We start from the raw sequence: 25,667 nt of genomic DNA, 5'->3' as shown, positions 1-25,667 counted from the left end.
TCTTAATCTTTAGACTCAGCTTTTTCTTTGCTTTGCGTTGTCGATGCTAGTTCTTCATCATTTTGCTTGTTCTCAACTGCTTGGAAATCTGCGTCTTTTTTGTCGTCTTTATTACTTTCATCTTCTTTCATGGCATTTTTGAAGCCCTTGAAAGCAGAGCCTAAATCGCCGCCTACGTTACGCAGTTTCTTCGTGCCGAAAAGCAAAATGACAATCACCAAAACAATTGCGATTTGCCAAATACTAATACCACCCATAACTATTCCTCTATTCACGCCTCATTGTTTAATGTAAATACTCTTGCAGCATATTGACAGCTTTGTTTAACAAGAAGTATCCAAATCAACACGGCATATTATACTATGGCAATGGAGTATATCATCGGATAGGTGCTTGCATCATAAATTTTTGCGCACACAAATCGCTAGCAGGGTGAATATGGACAAAGCGTTCATTCAATTATGGCGAGTCTCGTTTAGCTTGCTTTTGTTCGTTCATCTGCATGCTCATAAGGTATACGCTGACGAAAAACCACCCGAGAAAAGTACATTTGAATCAAGATACGAGCACTGTGCAGAGAAAGAGTGGCTTGACGATGCATACTGCTATTTAAACTACGGCATTGATTCCACCGCCAATAATATTAACAGTTGGTTTATTAGCGATGAGGACAGGCCCTTGAGTATTGCCACGACTAAAGGGCGCATCAGACTGGGGTGGGAGCCTCGAAGCGGAGAACTTGGGCAGTTTGATTTTCGTTTTCGCATTCGCGCTAAATTCCCAGAACTTGAAGATAGAGTAGAATTACTACTATCTGATGAAGAGGATACCGTTGACCAACAATCTTTAAAGGCTGCGCAGGGGCGAGATATTAACGGCAATGACCGTGCCGTACTCGCGGTGCAGTTTAGAAAAGAAAAAGATAGTCGTATGTCCTATCGCGTGGGTTTTGGACGGGGCAGCCAAGTCTATACTCGCGCCCGCTACAGAGATGAAGTGGTACTGAGCGACATCAGTAAATTTCATTATTACGCGGAAGCGAACTACTACTCAGGGGACAAATTTGGCTTTGAATTAGACGGTGTTTTCAGTTCAAAGATCGGCGCAAAACAGGCCTTTGAACTCGAAAATAGCTTTCAGTACCGAGATAATCGTGAGGACTGGTACTGGCGTCATGAGGCGCGCTATCTCATTCTTGGAAAAAACGAAAGCAGCTACCTGTTCACGGCTATGGTGGATGGCTTGAGTCAGCCAAATTACCGAAGAGAATCAAGCTTAATTAGCATGCGTTATAAGCGGCGAATACTGAGAGAGTGGTTATTTCTTGAACTAGAGCCTTATGTAATTTGGTTAAGGGAAGAGGATTTTAGGACCTCTTATGGGATTGCGATTAGGGCGGAAGTTCACTTTTCGACTTAGTGAACATTCTCACCAACTCACCTCATAAATGCACACATCCCCATCATGCCTGCGCAGGCATGACGGGAGATTTACTAAATAACCTCAACTCGGGATAAGCGACAGCGCCAAGCAGCGCTAAAAACGTGAATTACTGCGTTGCAAAAGCGAGCAATAGAATAACTATTACGTCTCTTTTGCGCATTGCACTTCACGTTTTTATCACTACTTGGTGACAATTTATTAAATACATTGTTAAAACAAAAATTTGCACTATCGCTTATCCCGAGTTGAGGTTAAATACTAAACGACGAGCCACACCCACAGGTTGTGGTTGCATTAGGATTATTCACCAAAAACCGAGAGCCCTCTAGACCCTCTGTGTAGTCAACGATTCCGCCAACCAGGTATTGCAAGCTCATTGGATCAACCACCAACATCACGTCTTCTTTTTCAATCGTCATATCGCCTTCGTTCACTTTTTCATCGAAGGTAAATCCGTATTGAAAGCCTGAGCAGCCGCCACCCGTTACGTAAACACGCAGCTTTAATTCTGGATTTTCTTCTTCTGCTACTAAGCTTTTCACTTTCAGTGCCGCTGCATCTGAAAACTCAATTGGCATCGCCATTTCAACTGACATGCATTTACTCCAATAAAAACGCTGTTAGCTTCAGCAAAAGGTTCATCTATTAACGACAGATTATCTAATACCTGAGTGTTTTAATCAACTATTCAGGCTTGAAATCAATCCCCAGAACTGGGCGCTAGTATGCTCGACCAATCATATGATGCTAAATAATTCGTCTGACCTTGACTTGGCTTACTTAACTGCACATCAACTTCAATTGTTTCCGCATCGAAAGTAGGCGGCAATACGAATCGAAAATCAATGCTGGTAAAGTATTTGAACTCGAAATCTTTTACGCTATCTGTGAACATTAGTTGATCAAGCGCATAGGTTTTCGCTTCATCACCCTCTTCACCCCTAATAAATATACTGACACTGCCCTTGATTGGATTTCGCCTTTGGGTTTGTTGAAGTAGCGTAAGCTGCATATCGTAAGTACGGTTAATTGCGCTTGGAGATACTTCGAGATTATCAATTGAAAAACCGACATTGCTCAATTCAGGCGCAACGATACGCTTATAAAAGCTAAGCTCCTCTTTAAGTTCAGTTCGCGCTTTCATCGCCTCACTTAAGTTCTCTTGCAAGCGCTCATTTGCAAGTTTTGCGACCGTTAAAGCAATGTCTGCCTCATTAACTCTGGCGCTGAGCTGTGCATTTTGCTCAGAAAAACTGTCAAGATTTTGCTCTAATACCTGCATTCGTCCGTCGCGATAGCGTTCGTACCAATTTGCGCTTAAAAAGCCTAAATAAAACGCGATGACTATGCTGCCAAAGAGCATCACACTGCGTAAAATAAAGCTGTTGTCTTTGGGGTTTTGCTTCAAAAAAATAAACCTCTGCTGATTAGGGTCTGTTGCACAGCGCCGATTATGCTAGGCTTATAACATGATTCATTGCTAGCCGCGCCATGTCACTGCATTCGCTAAGACAAACACTTTCGCATCCGAGTACTTCTATACAGCTGTGCCTGCTTGGCTTGCTTGCAGGGCTAGTGGCTGCCTGTGTCATCATTGTGTTTCGCTTTATTCTAGCATCATTACAAATGCTTATGCTCGATGGTATTGGAAACTACGCTTCACTTGAGGCTTACCAACGCCTGATTATGCCCATGGTCGCGGTGCTTGGTATCGTGATTGTTGCAAAACTTACCGGCTTTAAGCATTATCGAATGGGTATCCCCTTTGTTATCCATCGAGTAAAGCAGTACTACGGACACATTCCTCTTCGCACCAGCATTAATCAGTTTTTCGGCGGAATTCTTGCACTGGCCAGTGGTTTTGTTGTAGGGAAAGAAGGCCCAACTGTGCATTTAGCGGCTGCTGCAAGCCATCTCATTGGACGATATGTGCATGCGCCGCATAATAGCTTACGAATACTCTCAGGCTGCGGCATTGCGGCTGGCATATCCGCTGCATTTAATACGCCGTTTGCGGCCGTGATTTTTGTCATGGAGGTGGTGCTCAGAGAATACAAAGTACACATCTTTGTACCGATTATGTTAGCGGCCGCGAGTGGCTCAGTGCTTACTCGAGCAGTGTTTGGCGATGTGAACGAGCTAACTTTCCTTCAATTTGAACCCGTTGCAGCAAGCCAGCTCCCGTTTTTGTTCTTAATTGGTATCGTGATTGGTTTGTGCGCCGCAGGATTTAATAAACAGCTCATGTGGACCATGCAATTATTCCGACCTGTGAATATGGTTGGACGATTAGCAATCGCTGCGCTGATCACAGGATTAGCGGGCTATTTTATGCCCGAGGCTATGGGCGCAGAGTACATTAATGTCAACAAACTGCTCAGTGCTGAGATTGACATCAGCGCATTGGCAATCTTGTTTTTCATCAAACTTGCTTTGGCAATTGTTGCAATTGCACTTGGTATTCCCGGCGGCATCATTGGCGCAGTTATCGTCATTGGCATGCTCTTAGGCGTGCTGCTGCTACAAACGCTAAATATCACGATTGGAATGGATGTTCATAACTCAAACGCATTAGTCATCAATAGCACTTATGCGCTTCTTGGCTTTGCTGGTTTTTTGGCCGCAGTACTGCATGCCCCACTGGCCGCCCTTTCCGCCGCAATGGAACTTGCCGCAAGCCCGCAAGCTGTTTTGCCGTCAATGATAGTGATAGTAAGCGCTTACGTTACTTCAAAGCAGCTGTGTAAAAACCGCTCTATTTTTATTCAACAGCTCGAATATCAAGACTTACCATACACAACATCTGCGGTGCGAGACCTGCTGCAACAAACAGGGGTGCTGGCAATGCTAAATACCAACTTTAAACAGTTATCAAAAGCACACGATGCCGTGCTATACGAGCATTTACAAGCCTATCCACAGCGCGCCCTCATTCATCAACAAGACGATGAACTTAATTCTTGTCAATTGATAGAACTGAACGTAAGTTTAAGCGACAATGAACAAGCCCTAAGCAAACACGACTGTGAATTGTTGGATGAGCAACATACCCTCGCCGATGTTTACGATGCGCTTTACAGCAAACGGCAAGGGGCTGTGTTCATTGTTGATATTACTGGGAAGGAGATACTCGGTCTTATTTCTTGGAATACGGTACACAACTATCTCATACGGCAACAACACTAGGGCCTGTTGATCTTTACTGTATGATTTTGCAGCAGTTTGTGCGTTATTTTGACAAAGAATCGGAGTTGAAGTGTAGTCATCTACACGAAACTACGATGATGCAGTATAAATAATGCACAAGCGCTCACTGCCGTGGGAGCCACAAAGGGTTCACTCTATGTGCCCACCGCTCTTTGTTACATGCTCTTGATGCAGAATAACTGCACCTGCGAACATGTGCCTCGATCGGTAAGCACATAGAGCGAACAAAATTCATACAGCAAAGATCAACAGGCCCTAGTTCATATTAAAGAGGAACATAAAGCATTGACACTTTTATGGCTCAAAGCCCTACATGTTTTTTTCATGATAGCCTGGATGGCAGGCATATTTTACTTGCCGCGATTATTTGTCTATCACGCTGCAACGAAAGAGCAAGTGGTTCGCGATCAGCTTAAAGTAATGGAAAGACGTCTGTGGCTATTTATCACGCCTTTCGCCTTTTTGACCCTAGGCTTTGGAATTGCAGCCATTTACGTCTATGGCGCTGATTGGTTAAAAGCAAGCGGCTGGATGCATGTAAAACTACTACTCGTTAGCTTGTTTTATGTCTATCACTTTTACCTATGGCACTTAATGAAGCGTTTTGCACGCGACGAAAACACACACAGCCCCAAATTCTATCGCTTTTTAAATGAAGCCCCCGTATTAGCGCTGTTAGCCATTGTTGTATTGGCTATCCTGAAACCTTTCTAAGTTAATGATGCCCTCAGCTAAGGCTTTTGGCTATCATCACCGGCTTTTTGTTCAAAGGTCTCAAACTGATTAGGCAAAAATGCCGCCAGCGCACCAGACGTAGCCACATAAGTATCCATGGCTGACTGCAAAGACTTCGCGATGACGGGCAGCTTTTCGCCCAAGCCTATTTCGCCTCGATCGTTCGCTTGCGCAATGGCCACAGCAGGCTCTGCAAAAGTAGAAAACACCAATAAACAATGCTTTAAATCTTTCGCCAGCTTAGGCGCCTCATCCGGCGATTTAACTTGCATAATCTGCCACGCTTGCTGCCAGCAATTTTCAACGGACTGATGCGCATAGACAATTCCTGAGCAATATTTTTGAAGCGCGTTGGAATTCTCCAAACCACAATACTGAGCATAGTCAGGCAATCGCAACTCACCGTCCCTCATGCTCGCTAGGCACGATTTGAAGGCGGCAAACAGCTGTTCAAAAATGTAGTCAGCCTGCTTGGCGTCTTGAATTTGGCCTTGCTTAGCAAGCGTCCATGGCAACCATGTGTCTGGCAGCGGAATTTCTGGGCATGCGCATGCACCCGTTAACAAGCCCTCTACAAAATAACGGGAATGCAAATAGGATACTTTTTCTGGATCGCTATACAGCTCACTTAAATTCATATCTTCCTTTAGTATCTTTGCGTACGAATTAACGCTTTGATTTGAATACTAATTTAATATGTGCCTATCGTTTTTATCTCATACACAAGCCAAGCATGCCATGTTAGGCTAATTGTACGCAAAAAAAATTAAACGGTATCTTGCCTTTAGCTGATACGTGAATGGAATTAGCGGATATTTTTTGGCATGTGGAAAGGCTAAGCGAAATTCAAAGTCTCCAAAGCCAAGGACGGCTTTGGTGAAGCGATCAGGGATGACGCAGAGCGACTTTGAATTTCGCTTAGCCTTTCCACATGCCAAAAAATATCCGCGGTAAGCATCTCACTGTATGTTCTGCGAAGCTGTTAAGATCCAATCAAGAATCAACTTAAGGAACACAATTTGCGCGCTGCAATTAAAGGAATCATCGTTACGGCGGCCTTTATCGGTCCAGGAACCATCACTACGGCATCATTGGTTGGAGCGCAGTTAGGATATCAACTGATCTGGGCCTTAGTGTTTGCAATTTTTGCAACCTGCATTTTGCAAGAGATGGCATCGAGACTAGGCAACGTTACGGGTCTTGGTTTATCTGAGGCCATCTTATCGCAGTATACAAGCAGAGCATGGAAGATACTTGCTACTGTCCTCATTTGCACTGCAATTGGCATCGGAAATGCGGCATATGAGGGCGGCAATCTCACCGGGGCTGCACTTGGACTTGGCGCAAGTTTTGGGGGCAACATTAGCCATTGGGCGCTGGCGCTAGGCTCTCTCGCTGCCCTTTTAATATTGAGTAATCGCTATCAACTGGTTGAAAAGGTCTTAGTGGCACTAGTTGCCCTTATGAGCCTCGTATTCATCAGCCTAATGTGGGTCGCAGGCATTAACCCCGATCACCTTATTAGCGGCATTCGCGCAGAGTTCGGCTTGTTTTCAAATTACGCATTACTATTGGCAATTGTTGGCACTACCATTGTGCCTTACAACCTCTTTTTACATGCCGGTATGAGCGCACGCGATAAAAAAGACACCGCATCGTCACACAGCACTCAAACTAATCTCGCCCTGTTTACATCAATCGGATTGGGCGGACTTGTTACCTTTGCAGTTATGTCATCCGCCGCCAGTGCATTCTTCGCAAGCGCAGTTGTGATGGATAAAAATAACATTGCGACACAGCTTGAGCCCTTATTGGGCGATTACGCCATGTGGTTTTTCGCCCTTGGCCTTTTTGCTGCAGGACTTACAAGCGCCATTACAGCGCCCCTTGCGGCTAGTTTCGCCATATCCGGCCTATTTGACTGGCGCGCAGATTTAAGTGACTGGCGCTTTAAAGCGGTTAGTCTGGGCATTATCGCCTGCGGCGTCTTTGTGTCGGTGTTGGGCCTAAACCCATTTATGCTGATTATTGTCGCGCAGGGAGCAAACGCCCTGCTTCTGCCTATTTCTGCCGTTTTGCTTCTCATTGTTTGCAATAATGCGCATGCAATGAAAGCAGAGAAAAACTCACTGCTGCAGAACGCACTTGGCGCGATGGTAATAATGGTCGTTTTAGTCCTGGCGAGCTACAAGCTGTGGTCGCTCATTTGAGGCAGTCATTCGGAACTCTAGCGGCACTGAGCGCCGCTTCTTAAACAGGATTCAGCTAATTTAGCTTCTCGCAAGCCACGTGCTTGGGTTCAGAGCTTTACCTTTATGGCGTATTTCAAAGTATAAGCCGGGTTGGACTTGCCCGCCGCTATTGCCAACTAAACTGATGGTATCCCCAGCGGCAACCGCATCACCCACGTTTTTAAGTAAGGCTTGGTTTCTCCCGTACACACTCATGTAACCGGCGCCGTGATCCACGATTGTCACCAAACCAAAACCCTTAAGCCAATCAGCATATAACACCTTACCATCTGCTACAGCGTTGACTGGCGTGCCCGAGGGGGAATTTATCACAATGCCCTTCCAACGCACTTGCCCTTGTCTGCGCTTTCCGAACAGCCGATTCACCGTACCTGAAGTCGGCACCAGGAGCTTTCCTTTTAATTGTGTTAAGCCACTTAATTCAACAATCGCCTGCTGACTTCTTGCGGCCGCGCGTTTGGCCGCCAGTTCTGCCTGTTCAAGTGCCTGCATTAAGCTTTGTTCTTGCTGCTGAAGTTGAGTAACACGCGCTTGATCCGTCTCAATTTGTTTATCTAACTCTTGCAAGGTAGCCAGTCGAGACTGCTGGCGCTTGCGCAAAAGCTCAGCCTGTTCGCGCTGTTGCGCAATCAATATAATCTGCTGTTCTTCTTTTGATGTGAGTGCTATTTGCAACTCTTCTAGCTGCTTTATCAGTGCGCGAAACTCAGAAATCTGGTCAAGGCGAGCATTGTTGAGATATTGATAGTAGGTAAGGATCCGCTCGAAACTGCCCGCTTCATCTTGATTGAATATCATTTTTGCGAAATCGTAGTTGCCCGCCATATAAGCGCTTTTGATCTGATTAGCGAGCCGACTTTGCTGGTCATTTATTTGTTGTTCGACTGCTGACTTTTCGCTTTCCAAGCTGGCTATCTCGGCTCGCGTGCTTCTGAGTGCTTCATCGGTTTGGTTTAATTGAGTAGCGGCCTCAGCAATCTCTAACTCAGCTAATTTTAACTGCTGCTGAAGGCGCTCAGAGCTTTCTAAATTTTTTTCTAATTGCGCCTTAGTTTGCTCAATTTGGCTTTTAATATTTTGTAAATCAGCTTGTTGATCTTGCGCATGGGCATTACCGCTCACTAGCGCACTGCTTAAGAGCAGCGCACTAATGATGAGTGACATTTGAATAAAGGCCACTGCGACTAGCGGTTTAAGAAAGCGTAACAATCGGCGTTCCGGTCATTTCGTCTGGCTGTTCTAAGCCCATTAAATGCAGCATAGTTGGCGCCACATCACTGAGCGTGCCGCCCTCACGTGCAACCGCCTTACGACCATAGTAAATAAAGGGGACTGGCTCACTAGTATGAGCGGTATGCTCAACACCTGTGTCAGGGTCAACCATTTGCTCCGCATTGCCGTGATCGGCTGTAATTAAACATTCACCACCCACTTTTTCGAGGGCCTCAACGAGTCTTCCAATACAGGTATCAACCGCTTCGCAAGCTTTAACCGCCGCCTCGAAATTGCCCGTGTGCCCCACCATGTCACCGTTTGGAAAATTACAAATTATGACGTCAAACTTTCTTGCAAGTATGGCCTCTACAAACTTGTCAGTAAGCTCTTGGGAGCTCATCTCAGGCTGCAGATCGTAAGTGGCGACGTCTGGTGACTTGATTAATATTCTGCTTTCGCCCGGATATTCATCTTCTTTTCCGCCGCTATAGAAAAACGTGACGTGCGCAAACTTTTCCGTTTCAGAAATGCGCAATTGCGTTTTATTTTGTTTAGCCAGCCATTCACCCATCACATTCACGAGCTTTTTTTGCGGGAAAGCACAAGGACAATGTAAGGTGCTTTCGTACTCAGTCAGCATAACAAAATGAGTGTCGCAAAAACGCTTACGTGCAAAGCCATCAAAGTCTTTGTCAACCAAAGCGTGAGACATAGCACGCGCGCGGTCTGCTCTGAAGTTCATGAAAATAACGCTGTCGCAATCTTCAATACCTTTGTAATTTCCAATCTTGGTTGCTTTCACAAATTCATCGTTTTCATCACGCTCATATGATGCATGTAAGCCCTCAAGCGCGGTGTCTGCTTCGTAAGCGGCCGTTCCGTCTACGATAAGGTCGTAGGCCTGTTCTATTCTTTCCCAACGATTGTCTCTGTCCATAGCGAAATAGCGCCCTACGATGGACGCAATCTGTGCACCTTTGTATTTATCGCATACTGCTTGTGCAGCTTTGAGGTAGTTCTCAGCGCTTTGCGGAGGCGTATCACGACCATCTAAAAAAGCATGCAAATACACATGCTTTGCGCCGCTTTCACAGGCAAGTTTTATGGCAGCAAATAAATGATCTTGATGAGAGTGAACACCGCCGTCTGACAGCAAACCTAAGATGTGAACTGCTTTATCTCTAGACACTGCAGCACTGATGCCCTCGGAAATCGCCTCGTTATTAGCAAAGTCCCCATCGTCAATGGCTTTGGTAATTTTAGTGAACTCTTGATATACCACGCGTCCTGCACCTAAATTAACATGGCCTACTTCGGAATTGCCCATTTGCCCTTGGGGCAAGCCTACATCCAGACCTGAGCCGGAAATCAAAGTACTTGTATACTGCTGTGCTAGCTTATCCAGATTTGGCGTATTCGCAGCGGCAATTGCATTATTTTTAGTATCTTCTCGGTAACCCCAACCATCAAGAATAATTAATGCCAATGGCGACTTTTGTTCACTCATTCAGTTTTTACCTACTTTTGTATTTGATTCAATTGCACAATTTACCAGTATTTATGCAGGCTATAAACACTAAAACAGAATATGCCATTAAAGCGGGCTATATAATCTGGTGATAGGGCGTGTGTTTTAGCTTTGCTTTCTATATAATTCGCGACTTCAATTTGCTCTGCGACGGTTGCAAGCTTGCATTTAATGACCGGATTTAAGAGTAATTATCTTGTACAGCATAAGGTGCGTAAGTAATTTTTTGCACAGTATGAAGTGCTTAAGTTTCAAGTCGTTCGCTAGTTTAGCGATGGAATATAGGTAGGAACTCGCCGCCATGGATCAGCTTATCGAATTTGCACGCGACAATTTAATTTTGTCTGGCATCTGGATTGCCCTTGTTATTATGTTGGCTTACTCCTTTATCGGACCGCTTCTATCAAAGGTAAAACGCGTTGATAATCATGAAGCTACGCAATTGATTAACAAAAAAGATGCGATTTTATTAGATATTCGACCACAAAAAGACTTTAAAGCCGGTCATATAGTGGGCGCACGCCAAATTAAACCTGAAGAAGTGCGCGAAGCGAACTTTTCAAAGCTTGAAAAGTTTAAGAACACACCCATTATTGTGGTGTGCGCAATGGGAAATCTTGCTGCCGGTACTGCGAATAAAATGGTGAAGCAAGGCTTCACAGAAGTCAGCGTGTTGAGCGGCGGGATGAATGCTTGGCAATCTGCAGGCCTTCCAGTGAATAAATAGCCCTCGCGCATATCCTAAACACATAAGGTTCATACCATGCAAAATGTTGTTATTTACACCAAAGATTATTGCCCTTATTGCAAGCGCGCGAAAATGCTTCTCGAACAAAAAGGCGTCGCGTTTACAGAGCACGATTTAATGCAAGCGCCATCGCTCAAATCAGAAATGGTAGAAAGAGCGAATGGGCGTACTACTGTTCCTCAAATATTTATCGGCGATATTCACGTTGGTGGCTGCGACGATTTGTTTGCTCTGGAATCAGCACAAAAACTAGATCCCATGTTGCAAGCCTAGACCGCCTGCAACGAACTCCCATTTTACAGTATTTAACTTAACTCAAAACAGGTAACACAGATGGCGGACGAAGCTATAAAAAACCCAGAACAAAAACCTCAGCAACAAGAGATTCAGTTTAATTTACAGCGTATTTACACAAAAGATATTTCCTTTGAAACGCCAAATTCCCCTGCCATTTTTCAAAAAGAATGGAAGCCTGAAGTTAAGCTAGACATTGATACACGTACAAATGAGCTGGAGCAAAACTTATATGAAGTGGTGCTGACTCTGACAGTTACCGCTACCGTGGCCCAAGAGACAGGTTTCCTATGCGAAGTCCAACAAGCCGGTATTTTTGCGATCGGTGATATGCCTGATGGAAACAAGGCTCACATGCTCGGTTCTTTTTGTCCTAATATGTTGTTCCCATACGCTCGGGAATGTATTTCAAATTTAGTCAATCGAGGAACGTTCCCGACATTGAACCTTCAGCCGGTTAACTTCGATGCTATATTCGCGGCATATGTTAAAAAGCGTCAAAACGACACTGGAGAGCCTGCGCCTAAACTCGATTCGTAAGATATGAGGATTAGCAAAGCTAAGGTTAGTGTGTTTGGAGCAGGCTCCTATGGTACTGCCCTAGCTTTTTGTTTGAGTCGCAATGAGCACCCAACTTACCTTTGGGGGCGCAACTCCAACGACATTAAAAGCATGCAAGAAAATCGAGTCAATTCGCGTTATCTTGACGGCTTTACCTTTCCAAAAGATCTGCATCCGACTGACAATTTAGAATTTGCGATTGCGCAAAGCGAATATCTATTGGTTGTTGTGCCCAGCCACGCATTTGGCGAAATGCTAAAGCAAATGAAAGCGTTTATTCAGCCTCACCATAAGCTAATTTGGGCCTCGAAAGGGCTAGAGCCCAAAACCGGACGCCTGCTTCAAGATGTAGTTGATGATGTGTTGGGCAAAAGCATTGAAAGAGCGGTGCTCTCTGGGCCTACTTTTGCAAAAGAAATGGCTGCAGGCCTGCCCACCGCTATTACCCTCTCAAGCACAGACACTGCCCTTGCAAAAAGCTTTAGCGCGATGCTGCACAATTCCAAAAGTTTTCGCGTCTATTTGAATCAAGACTTGGTTGGTGTGCAGTTAGGTGGCGCCGTAAAAAACGTGATTGCTATCGGAGCTGGCTTGGCGGATGGCTTAGGGTTTGGAGCGAATGCGCGCACCGCATTGATTACGCGCGGGCTAGCTGAAATGACGCGCCTGGGCACATCATTGGGCGCAAGCGCTGAAGCTTTCATGGGCATGGCTGGCTTGGGCGATTTAGTGCTAACCTGTACCGATAACCAATCACGAAACCGGCGATTTGGCTTGGCACTAGGACAAGGCATGAGCGTAGAAGAAGCAATTGACTCTATTGGACAAGTCGTTGAAGGCTACAGAAATACCGACGAAGTGCATATATTATCAAAGAGGCAAGGCATTGAGATGCCGATTTGTGAACAAATCTATCAAGTTTTGTATCACTCAAAACCCGCAAAAGAGGCAGCAGCCCAGCTATTAAGCCGAGAACAAACCAGCGAATAGGTCACTGCCCATTTTCGTAGCCCAATTGGCGCCAGCTTTCGTATACCAGCACTGCAACGGCGTTCGACAAATTCAAGCTTCGGCTGTCTTTAGCCATTGGAATGCGCACTTGGCATTGAGCTGGAATGAGCTTCATTACTGAATCGGGCAAGCCTCGCGTTTCCGGGCCGAATAATAACGCATCGCCAGCTTGGTACTGAACCTCAGAATGCGTGCTTTTGCCCCATGTCTCGCATGCAAAAATTCGATTTGGTGCATGCCTGTCAATATAAGCTTGAAGTGAAAGGTGCCTAGCAACGCTTGCGCACTCATGGTAATCCAAGCCTGCTCGCCTAAGCTTCTTCTCTTCCCAGTCGAATCCTAAGGGCTCGATAAGATGGAGACGATACCCTGTGTTTGCGCAAAGACGCACAATATTACCCGTGTTGGGCGGGATTTCAGGCTGATATAAAACGACATCAAGCATCTGTTAGCTCTCTTTTGTCTGTTTGAGACACTAATGCTCGCTCAAAAAATGAATGAATGGCTTTAATCGCTTGCTGACGATAGATGTCGCGTTCAAACAGAATCTCATGCTGTGCGCCTTCGATATCAATCATTTGTGCGTTTTGCATTGAAGAAACCACGCTTGCGATGGCCTTATTGTCTACAATGTGGTCATCACCTGCTCTAAAGACCAAAGCAGGGTGAGATAAGCTGTGGGCATTTTGCTCAATATTATGCATAGCAGTTAACGCAGCGGCCAACCATTGGACACTTGCCCCGCCTATGCTGGCATCGCCATTTGTGTCGTAATACTCCTTGAACCATGCGTATCTTTGAGGGCTACTGGTTAAGTGGTTTTTATCAAAAGCTGTCGACTTGTAATCTCCTTGTCCTAAAAAATACAGACTTTTACGGCCTAGAAACTGACTCATCCGCAAGCCCACGTTTATCATAATTCTCGCAAGCATCAGCGGGATTGGCGCTTTTATACCGTACATGGGAGAACAAAACACCGCGTGCGAGCATAGCTGCGGATGCTTTATTAGTAGCAGGGTTCCAATGGCACTTCCCATTGAATGGCAGAGTAAAAATTGTGGGAGGTGTGCCTGTCGATGTTGCCCCTTGACAGCGGCTAAATGAATACTTATCAAGTCATGGGCATCATCGACGTATGTATCAAAGCTATCAATATACCCGTGCATCCGGTTTTGATTAAAGCGGCCTGAATAGCCTTGCCCTGCATGGTCAAAGGTAAACACCGAAAAGCCATTTTGATAAAGCTCGTCTATGAGCTCCGCATATTTTTCGGCAGACTCAGCCCGCCCTTGGAGCACAATCACCCAGGCTTTTGCTTGTGGGTTTATTGCATATCGGTAATGCAAGCGATGCCCGGCGCCAGCCTTTACATTATCAGCAACGAGATGTTGCTGAATAAAATTCGGCAAATATTCGCGGTAGTAAGACTCCAGATTTGCCTCATGACTTAAGTACACGACGTGATCCGTAATGGCTGATTGGCTTGGCGACAATGCGATTAATTTAGGCGGCAATGATGGGGATTTTCATCAAGAAACGCAAGCCTCCTTTACTTTCAAATGACATGCTGCGAGATACGCTCAGTTCACCTTTATGTAAGTCGACAGCGGCTTTGGCTATTGCCAACCCAAGGCCTGAACCTTTGTGCCCATTACCAGCGCTGCCCAAGGCTCCACTTTTCGCGTCAGTTTGGTTGGAAGCGTGTGCTTGATAAAATGGCTGAAACACTTTGTCTATTGAATCGCTTGGTAGTCCGTCTCCGTCATCTTCGATCGAGATGTCTAAGGTGGGTTGATGGCTCTTATCTACGCTAAACTGAATACGCACAGAATCGTGCGCAAACTTAATCGCATTTCGCGCTATGTTCTCTATTGCACTTATAAAGCTGCTGACCTGCACTTTCATAGTGATGTCAGGTACATCATTAATCATGATTGATTTTTGTGACGCCTCCGCTTCAAAGCGAATATTATCAAGTAAAGGTTTCAATAGCTCTGGGAGCCTCTGGTGTTGCATCAGCTGCTCACCCGTCAGAATCAGTCCACTTTGCATACCCTGCATTCTAGTCAGTGAAAGGACCTGACCAATCAAGACGTCCATACTGTCGATTTCATCCTCTATACGCGACAAATATCGTGGCGCGTTTTGTGCGTCCTCGAGCATCGCCACGGCGAGCTGTAAACGCGTCAATGGAGTTCTAAGCTCGTGTGAGACATTCGCTAACAATGACTGTTGCTGCTGGGCAGAGGCGTTGATTTTGTCTGCCATGTTATTGAAGCCTTGAGCCAGTTGGCCAATCTCATCCTGTCTGTGCGTATAGTTATTTATTCGAGCGCTAAAATCTCCGTTTGCGAAGGCTTTACTGACATCTCCCAACTGCCGCAATGGTTTGCTTATGCGCCACGCCAAGAAAAAACACAATGCAGACCCTACCGTCAGGATTACCACTAACCCTAAAGCCCAATTTACCGGACGACGCTCTTCTCTTTTGAGCAAACGCCCCACAAATAGTTGATAAGCTGATTCGGTATTTGCGGCATTAATGGTAAAAGGACCAATAAATTCCAGGGTAGGCGTGGTGGCTTGAATCACCTGAGTTGATTCGGCAAGTTCAAGCAAAGGCTTTTTAGAGGGCAATATGGGTGCTGGAAAACCCAAAATGACCTCTTTTGACTGTGTATCAACCAACACAAGTTGAAATCTTCCGCGGTTAGCCACTCGTCTTAGCGCCCTTTCAGGGTCCACACCACGATTAAATGCAGCTTGCATAAACGTAGCTGCACGCTGTGCCTGCTCTAGGCGCTTAGGATTTGGTTCAGAAATGTCTAACGCTGGCGCAATCAGTTTTGCTAATAAAAACACACTCACAAGCAGCGCACTGACCGACAGCCAAAACCAAACAAAGATGCGCCCAAACAAACTATTAGCGGGATTGAGCTTATAAAAAATGGACGTTGCTGAAGGTGTTTCCATATGACTCACAGGCTTATTGTATTGATGCACGGCACACTCGCATTATTGTGCCGCTTTCATCATGTAACCGCTGCCGCGCACCGTTTTTATGACATCATGCACATCATACGCAGCGAGTTTTTTACGAATGTTGCTCATGTGCATATCCAAACTGCGATCATAGGGCGCCAAGCGTCGCCCTAACACTTGCTCGCTCAATTGCTCTTTTGATACTAAACTACCGCCATGTTTAACTAAATGCAGCAACATCAAATATTCAGTACCCGTTAACAACACTTCGTGTTGACCAATGTGCACGCTTTGGCTTGCCTCCTCAATAGATATCCCATGAAGATTGAAAGTCATGCTGGCCGAAAAGCCATTTAAACTATCCAGCCTACGCAGCAGCGCTTTAATTCGCGCGAGCAGTTCTCTATGATTGAAGGGTTTTGGGAGGTAATCATCTGCGCCTAATTCTAGCCCCAGGATTTTGTCGTAGTCATCACCTTTGGCGGTTAGCATAATAACCGGAATGCTGGAGAACTGCCTAAGTTGGCGTAAAAGTTCGAAACCATCTATGCTGGGCATCATCACATCAAGCAAAAGCAAATCAAATTGTTTCTGTTTTAAAGCATTAAGTCCAAGTTGTGGGTCGTTATATACCTGTATGTCGAATCCTTGGCTTGACAAATAGTCGCTTAATAGCTCACTCAAGCCTACATCATCATCAAGAAGTATCAGTTTTTTCATGCCATAAATCATAGTTTGACGTGCTCATAACAGCATAGTCTAAATAGGCTGAGTCCGCTTGCGCACTATCTTTACATAACCTTTACACGCTCAAAGCACTTCTTTGCATTGAAAATCTTATTATTATGCAGGACATCAAAAAAAGGAAAGAGTATGAAATCGACATTAAACAAATCATTCTTGCCTATTGTATCTGGTATAGCGCTAACAGCGAGCCTAATACTTTCAAGCATATCATTAGTCAATGCACAAAGTGTTGGCAATAGTCATTTCGCCGCACAGGCCGACGCATCACAGATGCAGCAAAAGCGTAGTGCAAAACGCATGTTTGCGAAGCTCGATTTATCAGAGACGCAAAAGCAGGATATTGCAGCCATTTTTCAACAGCTTGCCCAAGACAATTCAGTATACAGAGGCGAAAAAAAGGCCCTGCGTGAGCAAATGCAAGCATTAATGCAACTTGAAACATGGGATGCTGCACTTGCTGAAGATTTAGTCACCCAGCGTGTACAACAATCTGCAGGTGTTCAACTCAATATGGCAAAAGCACGTAACCAAGCGTTCAATGTGCTAAACGAAGAGCAGCAAGTTGAGTTTTTACAACGCTTAGACAAACGCGCAGAAAAAGAGAAAAAAAGACCTCGTGAATTCGACCGCCTGGCAAAAGTGCTTCACCTTACCGACGAGCAGGCGAGCGAGATTGACTTAATTAAAGAATCCGCAGAGCAAGCCAATACAGGTTTTGTAGATGCACTGCAGGACTTCCGGCAAGCCGAACGCGATATTGTATTTTCAGACAGCTTTGATGAAGATGCTTGGCTTGCCCTTCAAACATCTGTTGAAGCCACTAAGATATCGGCTGGGCTAAATAACGCATCGGCGAAGTTTGAAATGTTAAGCGTGCTTGATGAAAAACAACGCGATCGATTGCAGCAAATTGGAGAGCGAAAACCTCGAAAAAACAAGGGAACGCGTGATCAAAGATCTTAATCCATGATGTAAATCGTTATTTTCACTGATTGCAATAACACCCGCTAGCCTCCGCTTGGATGCTGGCGGTTTTGTTTTGAACCTTTTGATAAGAATGTAAGCCATCTGCCACGTTTTGAATCAAGGTATTGATGCTACCGCTTCGACTAAAACATCCCATTCCTTGTGAGTAAGGGCCAAAGTAAGCTAGGTCGCCATCTTCATCTACTACCGCAACTGCGGGTGTAGATGGCACCATAGAAGCTAAAGCAGATGATGGCTCTAGCTGAACATTCATCACTGAAAGTTTGTCTGCGGCGAGGGCGTTTAGCGCTTTTACGTGAGCCTGCACCAAGCCCTCACAAAAACAGCTGTGTACACCTCGAATATGATAAATTCGTGCGCCATTAGAATCTGCTGGGTCGGTTAATGCATTCACTAAACGCGATTCAAAATCAAGCGACATTAAGGCCATAGACAGGCGAGCGTCATGGTCAAAATATTTGCTTGTCACATTACTTACAGCAAATACACCTGCGCTGGCGAGAATAAACCACATCACAACGCTAAGTGTAAGCACTCTCTTTTGCCAGAGTTTCATTTGCTCATACGCCGCTGCTTAAATGGTTAGATTGCGAATTTGTTCAGCTGCGAACCGAGTTCTTCCGTTAAGCGACTTAGGGCATTAATCTCGTCTTTTAAAGCATCCACTTGCTCTTTTTCATTAGAGAACAAGCTGTTTAGGTGCTCGGCGGACTGACTAATTGATTCAGAGCTAGAAGCTTGCGTGCTTGCTGAGCCCGCAACGTTTGTCACGTTGCTGTTGACTACCGCGATACCGTCCAATACTTCTTTCATATTTTTCGTCGCAGCTTCAGAGGACGCAACTGCCACGTTAACCATGCTCACGCAGTTGTCCATGTTGTCTACAGAATGGTTGGCGCTTGCCGTTAGCCGATCAGTAATCTGTTCAATTTCTTCTGCGCTTTCTTTTGACTTTATCGCAAGGTTACGCACTTCGTCTGCAACCACTGCGAATCCACGACCATGCTCCCCTGCACGAGCGGATTCAATCGCCGCATTAAGCGCAAGCAAATTAGTTTGCTCTGCAACCGTTTTAATGGATTGCATCACCTCTGAGATGTTTTGACACTTACTGCTTAAGTCGCCAATGGCCTCTGATGTCGTTTGCAATGTCGTTTTTAACTGACCAATATTATTGCGACTATCTTCAATTGCGCTACGTGTATCTTCAGTTTTGCCGGTAGCGCTAAGCGCATATTCGTTGGCATCTTGGGATAAACTTGCCACATCTTGAATGCTACTGGTCATATCTCGCATGGCTGACGATATACTGCTGACTTGTTCGTACTGAGCGTCTACTGTTGTATCCAGCTCATTTGAGGAATGCCTCACCTTTTCTGAGAAGGCAAGCAGCTCTTCGCCCAAGGTATAAACCTTTGACACCAATGTTTTGACTGAGTCGATCATTCTATTAAAGTCTTTTAACCCAGCTGTATCAGGCATGTTTTCGCCCGATAAATTGATTCGCCCATCGTGACCCACTATATTTTCGATCGCTTCTTTTAGCTGAATGCTTGTGTCGAACTCTTTTCGCGAATTGTGCGCAACAAAAGCTAAAACAGCGCACTCAATGATGGCAAATGCCGCATGAATAGCGAGAATCAAGAAAGCCGGCTGACTTGCCTCGAAAACCACAAGCGATCCGCCCATATGCTGAATAGCAAATCCACCAATGTGATGAACGGCAATCACTACTGTACCGGTAACGATTACCTTCCAATCCCTAAAGAACGACAAAAAAGCGAGCAATACAAACAATTGAAAATGCATTTCTGTCATTCCCATTGTTTGTTGAATATGAAGCGCTGCCATTAATTGCGTAGCTGCGGCTACGACATGCTTTGACAGAGAAGCGCTTGGGCTCATTTTCCCGAGAATCAATGCGGGCATCACAATAAACAGACCAAGCCCGATACCCATGGCCATAGTGTCTGTGAAATATCCAATCAACACCGACAGGGCTAACTGACACAAGAGCACCGCTCTGAAAATAAGATGGGTGCGCTCGCACATGCGAAAGTAGTAGTTATTTTTCATGGTAGATATCCAAAGTAGAACGCGAAATTTTGCGCTATGGTACAGATATCGGCAGGATCAGAATTAATATGATGGAATTTTTCACTGTACTCCATTTTATTATATTGTCTTTTTTCGAAGCAAGAATGAATACTTATATTAAAATATTGAATATATATTTATTTTATGTATTATCAAATAAGGCGCTTAGCTCAATATAAAAAACGTGTTTGAGAAACTGATTGTAGAACGCTTAAGCGGGTAAACATTAAAAAATAGGAAAAATGTCAATGTCGCAAGTCTCTCCCCAGACTCATTGCCGACTTTGCTTTATAGTTGTTTAGGGAGTTTAACCTCTAAACAAGAGATGCGGTTGAGACGCCGCTTGTTATATTGCAATTGCGCAATGCCTTGAAGGTCTGACGGTGCTTACACTAAATGTAAGCACCGTCGGCCATTTTTTATGTGTGGTAAATGGATAATATGATCAAAACCTGTGTTATGGGAGCGAGTGGCTATACTGGCGCTGAGCTGATAAAGCACTTACATGCCCACCCTCATTTTTCCTTAGAAGCTTGCTTTGTGTCGAGCAACAGCGCAGATGCCAATAAAGCCATCGGTGAGATTCACCGAGAACTCGGACACATCTCTAAGCTGGTCACGCAGTCGCTTTCATCCGAAGGTGTGTTTGAAATCGGGCAACAATATGACGCAGTCTTCATGGCTTTGCCTCATGAAGTGAGTCACGACTGGGTCAGTATCCTAATGCAAAGCAAGGTGATGATCTTTGACTTATCCGGCGCTTTTCGCTTATCCGATTCAGCAGTGTTTGAATCATACTACGGCTTTAAACATCAACATGTAGAGCTGTTGAGTCAACGGGTATATGGACTCGCAGAGTGGTATGAAGGCGAAATTAAAGATGCTCAACAACTCATAGCTGTTCCGGGCTGTTATCCAACCGCGTCAATTTTATCGCTTAAACCGCTCATGGATAATGGCTTGTTGTCACAAGACCACATTCCGGTTATTAATGCGGTAAGTGGCGTCAGTGGCGCAGGGAGAAAAGCCTCCATGACCACCAGCTTTTTTGAAGTCTCTTTGCAAGCCTATGGTGTGCTATCGCATCGACATACGCCTGAGATAGAGGAATTTGCGCAAACAAAGGTGATTTTTACGCCTCATTTGGGCGCATTCAAACGCGGAATACTCGCCACTACAACTGCATTTGTGAACGATAGTGTCTCTGAGCAAGATATCAGCAGCGCCTTTGTCAGTGCTTACGCAAGCAAAGCGCTTGTACGCTTAGTCGATACATCGCCAAAAGTCGACCAGGTCGCCCATACCCCATTTTGCGATATACACTGGACATACGATGAACAGAAGCGCAGTGTTGTTATCTGTGCGGCCATAGACAATCTGTTAAAAGGCGCAGCTAGCCAAGCGATTCAATGTGCCAATATTCGATTCGGCTTCCCCCAAACTGAAGGCTTATTATAGTGACGGACGCTTCTAAACCCATTGTCATCAAGGTAGGTGGGCGCTTTTTTGATGAGCTTCTAAGTGCAACAAATGCGACTAATGCGCACCCACTGCTAAACGCAATCAAAGCTCTAAAAAGCGCTGGTCGTCGTGTTGTATTGGTTCATGGGGGTGGGAACCACGTTCAGACACAACTCAAGGCGCTTGGCTTTGTCAGTGACAAGCTCGATGGTTTGCGCATCACTCCAGATACGCACATGCCCACGGTAGCGGGGATGCTCGCTGGATTCTTGAATAAGTCTTTGGTTGCAAAAAGCCAAGCACTTCACATAAACGGCGTGGGCATGAGTCTCGCTGACGGCTTGCTTGCAAAATGTGAAGCCATTAATCCAGCACTTGGAGCCGTTGGCGCGCCCAAAGAGAATGACGCCTCACTGATACAGATATTATTAGATGCGAACATGCTTCCGATAATCGCATCCATTGGAGCGGATAGTCATGGTAAGCTTTATAATGTCAATGCCGATCATGCCGCCACCTGCATTGCCCGATTAATCGACGCCCAGCTTATTCTATTGTCTGACGTGACGGGGGTCCTTGACGACAAGATGGAGAAAATCGATCGTCTTACTCCAGCGCATGCTCAACAGCTGATTAGTGACGAGGTGATAACAGACGGAATGATTGTGAAAGTGCAGGCAGCTCAGGACTCAGCTGATGCCCTAAATAGCGCCGTTGTCATAGGAAGTTGGAACGAGGCGCAAGCCCTGCTCGACGATAAGCAAAGCTTCGGCACGCAAATTATGCCAAAGCCGAATTAAAGGAGATATTATGCATCAGGACTTTCTGACGTTTTTAGATTTTACTCAGGAACAAGCAAAACACCTGCTAGAGTTTGCGATTGATTTGAAAACCCATCCTGAAAAATACGGTAAGCCACTTGAAGGGATGGCAATTGTAGCACTTTTTGAAAAGCCCTCTCTTCGAACCAGAGTGACCTTTGACGTGGGAATAAACCAACTCGGTGGTCACATGGTCTACGTTGACAGTCAGGGCGCTGAGCTCAAAAAACGCGAAGATCCGAAAGATGTAGGTAACAATCTAGCGCAGTGGGCGAAAGCCATTGTTGCGCGCGTATTCTCCCACGAAACCTTGCAAGACTTGGCAGCAGGTTCAGATGTGCCAGTAATTAACGCTTTGTGTGATAAATTTCACCCATGCCAAGCATTGGCAGACTATATCAGCATGCAAGAACACCTTGGGTCTGTCGCGGGGAAAACCATGGCCTATGTTGGTGATGGCAATAACGTTACTCACTCGCTGTTAATTCTTGGCATATTGCTGGGATGTCATCAGGTAGTGGTAACACCTAAAGGGCACGATATTGCAGCACAGATAAAAGAGACAGTAATTGACCTTGCCCAGGCGCATAACGTTAAACTTACCTTCACTCATCAAATATCCGATTTACAACACTGTGACGTGATATACACCGATACCTGGTTATCCATGGGAGATGACACTCCCCTAGCAGATATCAAAGAAAAATTTATGCCCTATCAGGTCAATGAAGCCTTAGTTGAGCAAAGTAATGCGAAGTTTGTCATGCATTGTCAGCCTGCTCACCGTGACCTTGAAATCACAAGTAGCTTGATGGACTCTGACAAATCATTGTTAATGACGCAATCGAGTAACCGTTTGCATGCGCAAAATGCGATTCTAAGTTATTTATTGGCCAAGCCATCTCTTCAAAGCTAAGGAAACAACATGTCTACAATCAAAAAAGTCGTTCTCGCATATTCAGGCGGACTTGATACCTCGGCTATTGTGCCATGGCTCAAGGAAAACTATGGTTGCGAAGTGGTCGCCTTTGCCGCCGATGTTGGCCAAGGCGAAGAAGAATTAGAAGGCCTCGAAGAAAAAGCGATAGCCAGTGGTGCTAGCGAATGTCACATCGTTGATTTGAAAGAAGAGTTTGTTCGCGACTTTATTTATCCAACCATTACCACCGGCGCAGTATACGAGGGTGAGTACTTACTAGGTACCTCCATGGCGCGCCCTGTGATTGCAAAAGCGCAAGTTGAGGTTGCGCGTAAAGTCGGCGCGGATGCACTCAGCCATGGCTGCACCGGCAAAGGCAATGATCAAGTCAGGTTTGAAGGTGCGTTTGCTGCACTTGCCCCGGACTTAAAGGTTATTGCACCGTGGAGAGAATGGGATATGGTGTCGCGCGAGGACTTACTCGATTATTTAAAAGCAAGAGAGATTCAAACGTCAGCATCGGCGACTAAAATCTACAGTCGAGATGCAAACGCGTGGCATATCTCCCACGAGGGCGGCGAATTAGAAGACCCTTGGAGCGAACCCACTAAACAAGTCTGGACCATGACGGTTGATCCCATGGACGCACCAGACGAAGCAGAAGAGGTGAGCCTGATTTTTGAATGTGGAAATCTCGTTGCAGTAAACGGCACGTCCCTGTCGCCTTATCAAGCTTTGGTAAAACTGAACGACATTGCCAGTGCTCACGGTGTTGGGCGCATAGACATTGTTGAAAATCGCTTAGTTGGCATGAAGTCTCGCGGCTGCTATGAAACGCCGGGCGGCACCGTAATGATGAAAGCCTATAAAGCTCTAGAGAGTTTAGTGCTTGATAAGTCCGCACTGAAATTTAGGGAGCAAATTGGTTTAGAGTTCGCTCATGTTATGTATGACGGGCGCTGGTTTACAGCGCTTAATGATGCTTTGTTAGCAAGCGCAAGCAGCTTTGCCCAGCACGTAACCGGTGAAATTGTAGTAAAACTATATAAAGGCAACGCCAATGTGACCAAACGCAAATCGCCTAATAGTCTATATTCAGAAGACTTCGCCACGTTTGGTGCAGACGATGTGTATGACCAATCTCATGCTGAAGGCTTTATAAGACTGTTTAGCCTCTCAAGCAGGATTAAAGCATTAAAAGCGCAAGGCGGCGCAAACTAAACAAGGAGGTAGCAATATGGCTTTATGGGGAGGACGTTTTAGCGGCGATGCTAGCGCCATGTTCAAGCAGGTGAATGACTCTCTGCCTTTTGACTATGTCATGGCAAGTGAAGATATCCTGGGTTCAATTGCTTGGTCAAAAGGGCTGCTTAGAGCCGATGTATTGACCGAGCAAGAACAGGCAACACTTGAGCAAGCGCTCAAAAATTTGTTAGCTCAGGTTCAGGCAGGCGAAATCGACTTTCTCCAGTCAACAGAGGAAGATATTCACAGTTTTGTTGAGTCTCATTTGACCGACGCGCTAGGCGACCTTGGCAGAAAGCTGCATACAGGCCGAAGCCGCAACGACCAAGTAGCAACCGACTTTAGACTCTGGTGCAAAGAACATTTAATCGGTTTAAAGCAGGATTTGCTTCGAATGCTTGAGTCTCTGCTGAAATGTGCCAGCCGTCATGACAAAGCCATTCTACCCGGATATACCCACTTACAGCGCGCACAACCGGTTTTATTCGGACATTGGTGCTTAGCCTATGTAGAAATGCTTAAACGAGATATCAGCCGTATTGACGATTGTATTAAAAGGCTCAATCAGTGCCCACTTGGCTGTGGCGCGCTGGCTGGAACAACGTTTCCTGTCGGCAGAGATGAGCTTGCTGCTGACTTAGGCTTTGATGGGCCCTGCTTAAATAGCCTGGACGCAGTGTCCGATAGAGATTTCGTACTAGAGCTTTTGTTTACCGCCAGCACTGGCATGATGCATCTGTCGCGCATGGCAGAGGATTTAATTTTTTATAACTCGGGCGAAGCCGGCTTTTTGCACTTAAGCGATGCAGTAACGTCGGGCTCGTCTTTGATGCCACAAAAGAAAAACCCCGATGCGCTTGAACTGATGCGCGGCAAGTGCGGACGCGTGTTTGGTCACTTACAAGCGCTGTTAGTTACAATGAAGGGCTTACCACTTGCATATAACAAAGATATGCAGGAAGACAAAGAGGGGGCAATTGATGCAGTTAATCAATACCATATTTGTTTATGTATTGGGGTAGAGGTCTTAGATGGGCTAAGCCTTAATCTAGAAGCCTGTCGCAAAGCCGCCCAGCAGGGCTACGCAAACGCAACCGAACTTGCTGACTATCTCGTATCAAAAGGGGTTCCATTTAGAACCGCCCATGATATATCTGGGCAAGCGGTGGTGACAGCAATTGAGCAAGGTCTTCCCTTGGAGGGTTTGCCGATTTCAACGCTTCAATCCTTGCACCAAAGTATAGATAAAGATGTATTTGATTGGTTGCCCTTAGAGGTCGTTGTTAACAAACGCAATCAGCTCGGTGGCACAGGTCATGAAATGGTTACCAGAGCGCTATATTTAGAACATGAAAACCTCGATAAGTTAAAGGCTGCGCTGAGCCATAACATGGATGATGAGAGGTGATACGTA

Annotated in this window: 26 protein-coding genes; 14 read left to right on the top strand and 12 right to left on the bottom strand. The window is 45.5% G+C overall.

The features are described from left to right. Positions 1-2: 2 nt before the first annotated feature. On the bottom strand, positions 3-257 hold the full coding sequence (gene tatA, locus PN836_RS16095; protein ID WP_395340161.1) for a Sec-independent protein translocase subunit TatA: 255 nt from the start codon (positions 255-257) through the stop codon (positions 3-5). Between the two features lie 181 nt (positions 258-438). Between tatA and PN836_RS16090 the strand changes: the two genes are divergently transcribed. Continuing rightward, positions 439-1,419: a hypothetical protein gene (locus tag PN836_RS16090; protein WP_395340160.1), complete on the top strand. Its 981-nt coding sequence runs from the start codon at positions 439-441 to the stop codon at positions 1,417-1,419. A gap of 275 nt (positions 1,420-1,694) precedes the next feature. Here the strand turns inward: PN836_RS16090 and erpA are convergent, their stop codons facing one another. After that, positions 1,695-2,039 carry an iron-sulfur cluster insertion protein ErpA gene (gene erpA / locus PN836_RS16085; protein ID WP_395340159.1) on the bottom strand — a complete coding sequence of 115 codons (345 nt, stop codon included), beginning with the start codon at positions 2,037-2,039 and terminating at the stop codon, positions 1,695-1,697. Positions 2,040-2,143: 104 nt separating this feature from the next. Next, the gene (locus PN836_RS16080) at positions 2,144-2,851 is read right to left on the bottom strand and encodes a DUF6776 family protein (protein ID WP_395340157.1); all 708 of its coding nucleotides are present in this window, start codon (positions 2,849-2,851) and stop codon (positions 2,144-2,146) included. Positions 2,852-2,934: 83 nt separating this feature from the next. Between PN836_RS16080 and PN836_RS16075 the strand changes: the two genes are divergently transcribed. Continuing rightward, the gene (locus PN836_RS16075) at positions 2,935-4,629 is read left to right on the top strand and encodes a chloride channel protein (RefSeq protein WP_395340155.1); all 1,695 of its coding nucleotides are present in this window, start codon (positions 2,935-2,937) and stop codon (positions 4,627-4,629) included. A gap of 306 nt (positions 4,630-4,935) precedes the next feature. After that, positions 4,936-5,364 (top strand): protoporphyrinogen oxidase HemJ, encoded by a 429-nt coding sequence (gene hemJ / locus PN836_RS16070; RefSeq protein ID WP_395340152.1) that lies wholly within the window; start codon positions 4,936-4,938, stop codon positions 5,362-5,364. A 17-nt stretch (positions 5,365-5,381) separates the two neighbouring features. Here hemJ and PN836_RS16065 read toward each other — a convergent pair whose 3' ends face one another. After that, complete coding sequence (locus tag PN836_RS16065; RefSeq protein ID WP_395340149.1) at positions 5,382-6,023, bottom strand: UPF0149 family protein; 642 nt, start codon at positions 6,021-6,023, stop codon at positions 5,382-5,384. A 381-nt stretch (positions 6,024-6,404) separates the two neighbouring features. On the opposite strand from PN836_RS16065, the gene PN836_RS16060 reads away from it, so the two are divergent. Further along, entirely contained in the window at positions 6,405-7,595 is a 1,191-nt protein-coding gene (locus PN836_RS16060) for an Nramp family divalent metal transporter (RefSeq protein WP_395340146.1), read from the top strand. Positions 7,596-7,655: 60 nt separating this feature from the next. On the opposite strand, the gene PN836_RS16055 is transcribed toward PN836_RS16060, so the two are convergent. Then, positions 7,656-8,846: a murein hydrolase activator EnvC family protein gene (locus PN836_RS16055; protein ID WP_395340144.1), complete on the bottom strand. Its 1,191-nt coding sequence runs from the start codon at positions 8,844-8,846 to the stop codon at positions 7,656-7,658. Then, positions 8,830-10,359 carry a 2,3-bisphosphoglycerate-independent phosphoglycerate mutase gene (gene gpmI, locus PN836_RS16050; protein ID WP_395340141.1) on the bottom strand — a complete coding sequence of 510 codons (1,530 nt, stop codon included), beginning with the start codon at positions 10,357-10,359 and terminating at the stop codon, positions 8,830-8,832. Before gpmI ends, PN836_RS16055 begins: the two co-directional genes overlap by 17 nt. Positions 10,360-10,681: 322 nt before the next feature. Between gpmI and PN836_RS16045 the strand changes: the two genes are divergently transcribed. From PN836_RS16045 to gpsA, 4 genes are read left to right on the top strand one after another with little or no spacing between them, the layout of a single operon-like run. Then, complete coding sequence (locus tag PN836_RS16045) at positions 10,682-11,107, top strand: rhodanese-like domain-containing protein (RefSeq protein WP_395340138.1); 426 nt, start codon at positions 10,682-10,684, stop codon at positions 11,105-11,107. A gap of 36 nt (positions 11,108-11,143) precedes the next feature. After that, positions 11,144-11,401, top strand: a complete 258-nt coding sequence (gene grxC, locus PN836_RS16040) for a glutaredoxin 3 (protein WP_395340136.1) — start codon at positions 11,144-11,146, stop codon at positions 11,399-11,401. A 60-nt stretch (positions 11,402-11,461) separates the two neighbouring features. After that, positions 11,462-11,962 carry a protein-export chaperone SecB gene (secB, locus tag PN836_RS16035; protein ID WP_395340135.1) on the top strand — a complete coding sequence of 167 codons (501 nt, stop codon included), beginning with the start codon at positions 11,462-11,464 and terminating at the stop codon, positions 11,960-11,962. 3 nt (positions 11,963-11,965) lie between these two features. Continuing rightward, positions 11,966-12,973, top strand: coding sequence for an NAD(P)H-dependent glycerol-3-phosphate dehydrogenase (gpsA, locus tag PN836_RS16030; RefSeq protein ID WP_395340133.1), 1,008 nt, complete (start codon positions 11,966-11,968; stop codon positions 12,971-12,973). 1 nt (position 12,974) lies between these two features. On the opposite strand, the gene trmL is transcribed toward gpsA, so the two are convergent. Genes trmL through PN836_RS16010 form a run of 4 tightly spaced genes read right to left on the bottom strand, consistent with a single transcriptional unit; the run spans position 12,975 to position 16,696 of the window. Further along, positions 12,975-13,439, bottom strand: a complete 465-nt coding sequence (gene trmL, locus PN836_RS16025) for a tRNA (uridine(34)/cytosine(34)/5-carboxymethylaminomethyluridine(34)-2'-O)-methyltransferase TrmL (protein ID WP_395340131.1) — start codon at positions 13,437-13,439, stop codon at positions 12,975-12,977. Further along, positions 13,432-14,451, bottom strand: a complete 1,020-nt coding sequence (locus tag PN836_RS16020; RefSeq protein WP_395340130.1) for an alpha/beta fold hydrolase — start codon at positions 14,449-14,451, stop codon at positions 13,432-13,434. The genes trmL and PN836_RS16020 overlap by 8 nt, the downstream gene beginning before the upstream one ends. A 46-nt stretch (positions 14,452-14,497) precedes the next feature. Further along, positions 14,498-15,967, bottom strand: coding sequence for an ATP-binding protein (locus PN836_RS16015; protein WP_395340127.1), 1,470 nt, complete (start codon positions 15,965-15,967; stop codon positions 14,498-14,500). A gap of 42 nt (positions 15,968-16,009) precedes the next feature. Then, complete coding sequence (locus PN836_RS16010; protein WP_395340124.1) at positions 16,010-16,696, bottom strand: response regulator; 687 nt, start codon at positions 16,694-16,696, stop codon at positions 16,010-16,012. Positions 16,697-16,849: 153 nt separating this feature from the next. On the opposite strand from PN836_RS16010, the gene PN836_RS16005 reads away from it, so the two are divergent. Beyond that, positions 16,850-17,686 (top strand): Spy/CpxP family protein refolding chaperone, encoded by an 837-nt coding sequence (locus PN836_RS16005; protein WP_395340123.1) that lies wholly within the window; start codon positions 16,850-16,852, stop codon positions 17,684-17,686. A gap of 22 nt (positions 17,687-17,708) precedes the next feature. Here PN836_RS16005 and PN836_RS16000 read toward each other — a convergent pair whose 3' ends face one another. Next, positions 17,709-18,266, bottom strand: coding sequence for a DUF6436 domain-containing protein (locus PN836_RS16000; RefSeq protein ID WP_395340121.1), 558 nt, complete (start codon positions 18,264-18,266; stop codon positions 17,709-17,711). 26 nt (positions 18,267-18,292) lie between these two features. Next, on the bottom strand, positions 18,293-19,786 hold the full coding sequence (locus PN836_RS15995; protein WP_395340119.1) for a methyl-accepting chemotaxis protein: 1,494 nt from the start codon (positions 19,784-19,786) through the stop codon (positions 18,293-18,295). 462 nt (positions 19,787-20,248) lie between these two features. Here PN836_RS15995 and argC point away from each other — a divergent pair, with 462 nt between their 5' ends. The 5 genes from argC to argH are packed head-to-tail and all read left to right on the top strand — an operon-like array spanning position 20,249 to position 25,661. Then, positions 20,249-21,265 carry an N-acetyl-gamma-glutamyl-phosphate reductase gene (gene argC / locus PN836_RS15990; RefSeq protein ID WP_395345709.1) on the top strand — a complete coding sequence of 339 codons (1,017 nt, stop codon included), beginning with the start codon at positions 20,249-20,251 and terminating at the stop codon, positions 21,263-21,265. Beyond that, positions 21,265-22,068, top strand: a complete 804-nt coding sequence (gene argB / locus PN836_RS15985) for an acetylglutamate kinase (protein ID WP_395340117.1) — start codon at positions 21,265-21,267, stop codon at positions 22,066-22,068. The genes argC and argB overlap by 1 nt, the downstream gene beginning before the upstream one ends. Positions 22,069-22,078: 10 nt before the next feature. Continuing rightward, positions 22,079-23,005, top strand: coding sequence for an ornithine carbamoyltransferase (locus PN836_RS15980; RefSeq protein WP_395340114.1), 927 nt, complete (start codon positions 22,079-22,081; stop codon positions 23,003-23,005). 9 nt (positions 23,006-23,014) lie between these two features. Further along, the gene (locus tag PN836_RS15975) at positions 23,015-24,229 is read left to right on the top strand and encodes an argininosuccinate synthase (protein WP_395340111.1); all 1,215 of its coding nucleotides are present in this window, start codon (positions 23,015-23,017) and stop codon (positions 24,227-24,229) included. Positions 24,230-24,245: 16 nt separating this feature from the next. After that, positions 24,246-25,661: an argininosuccinate lyase gene (gene argH / locus PN836_RS15970; protein WP_395340109.1), complete on the top strand. Its 1,416-nt coding sequence runs from the start codon at positions 24,246-24,248 to the stop codon at positions 25,659-25,661. The last annotated feature ends 6 nt before the right edge of the window (positions 25,662-25,667 follow it).

Source organism: Ningiella algicola, assembly GCF_028401415.2.
Taxonomy (GTDB): Bacteria; Pseudomonadota; Gammaproteobacteria; order Enterobacterales; family Alteromonadaceae; genus Glaciecola.
This window is presented reverse-complemented; position numbering and strand designations above follow the sequence as displayed.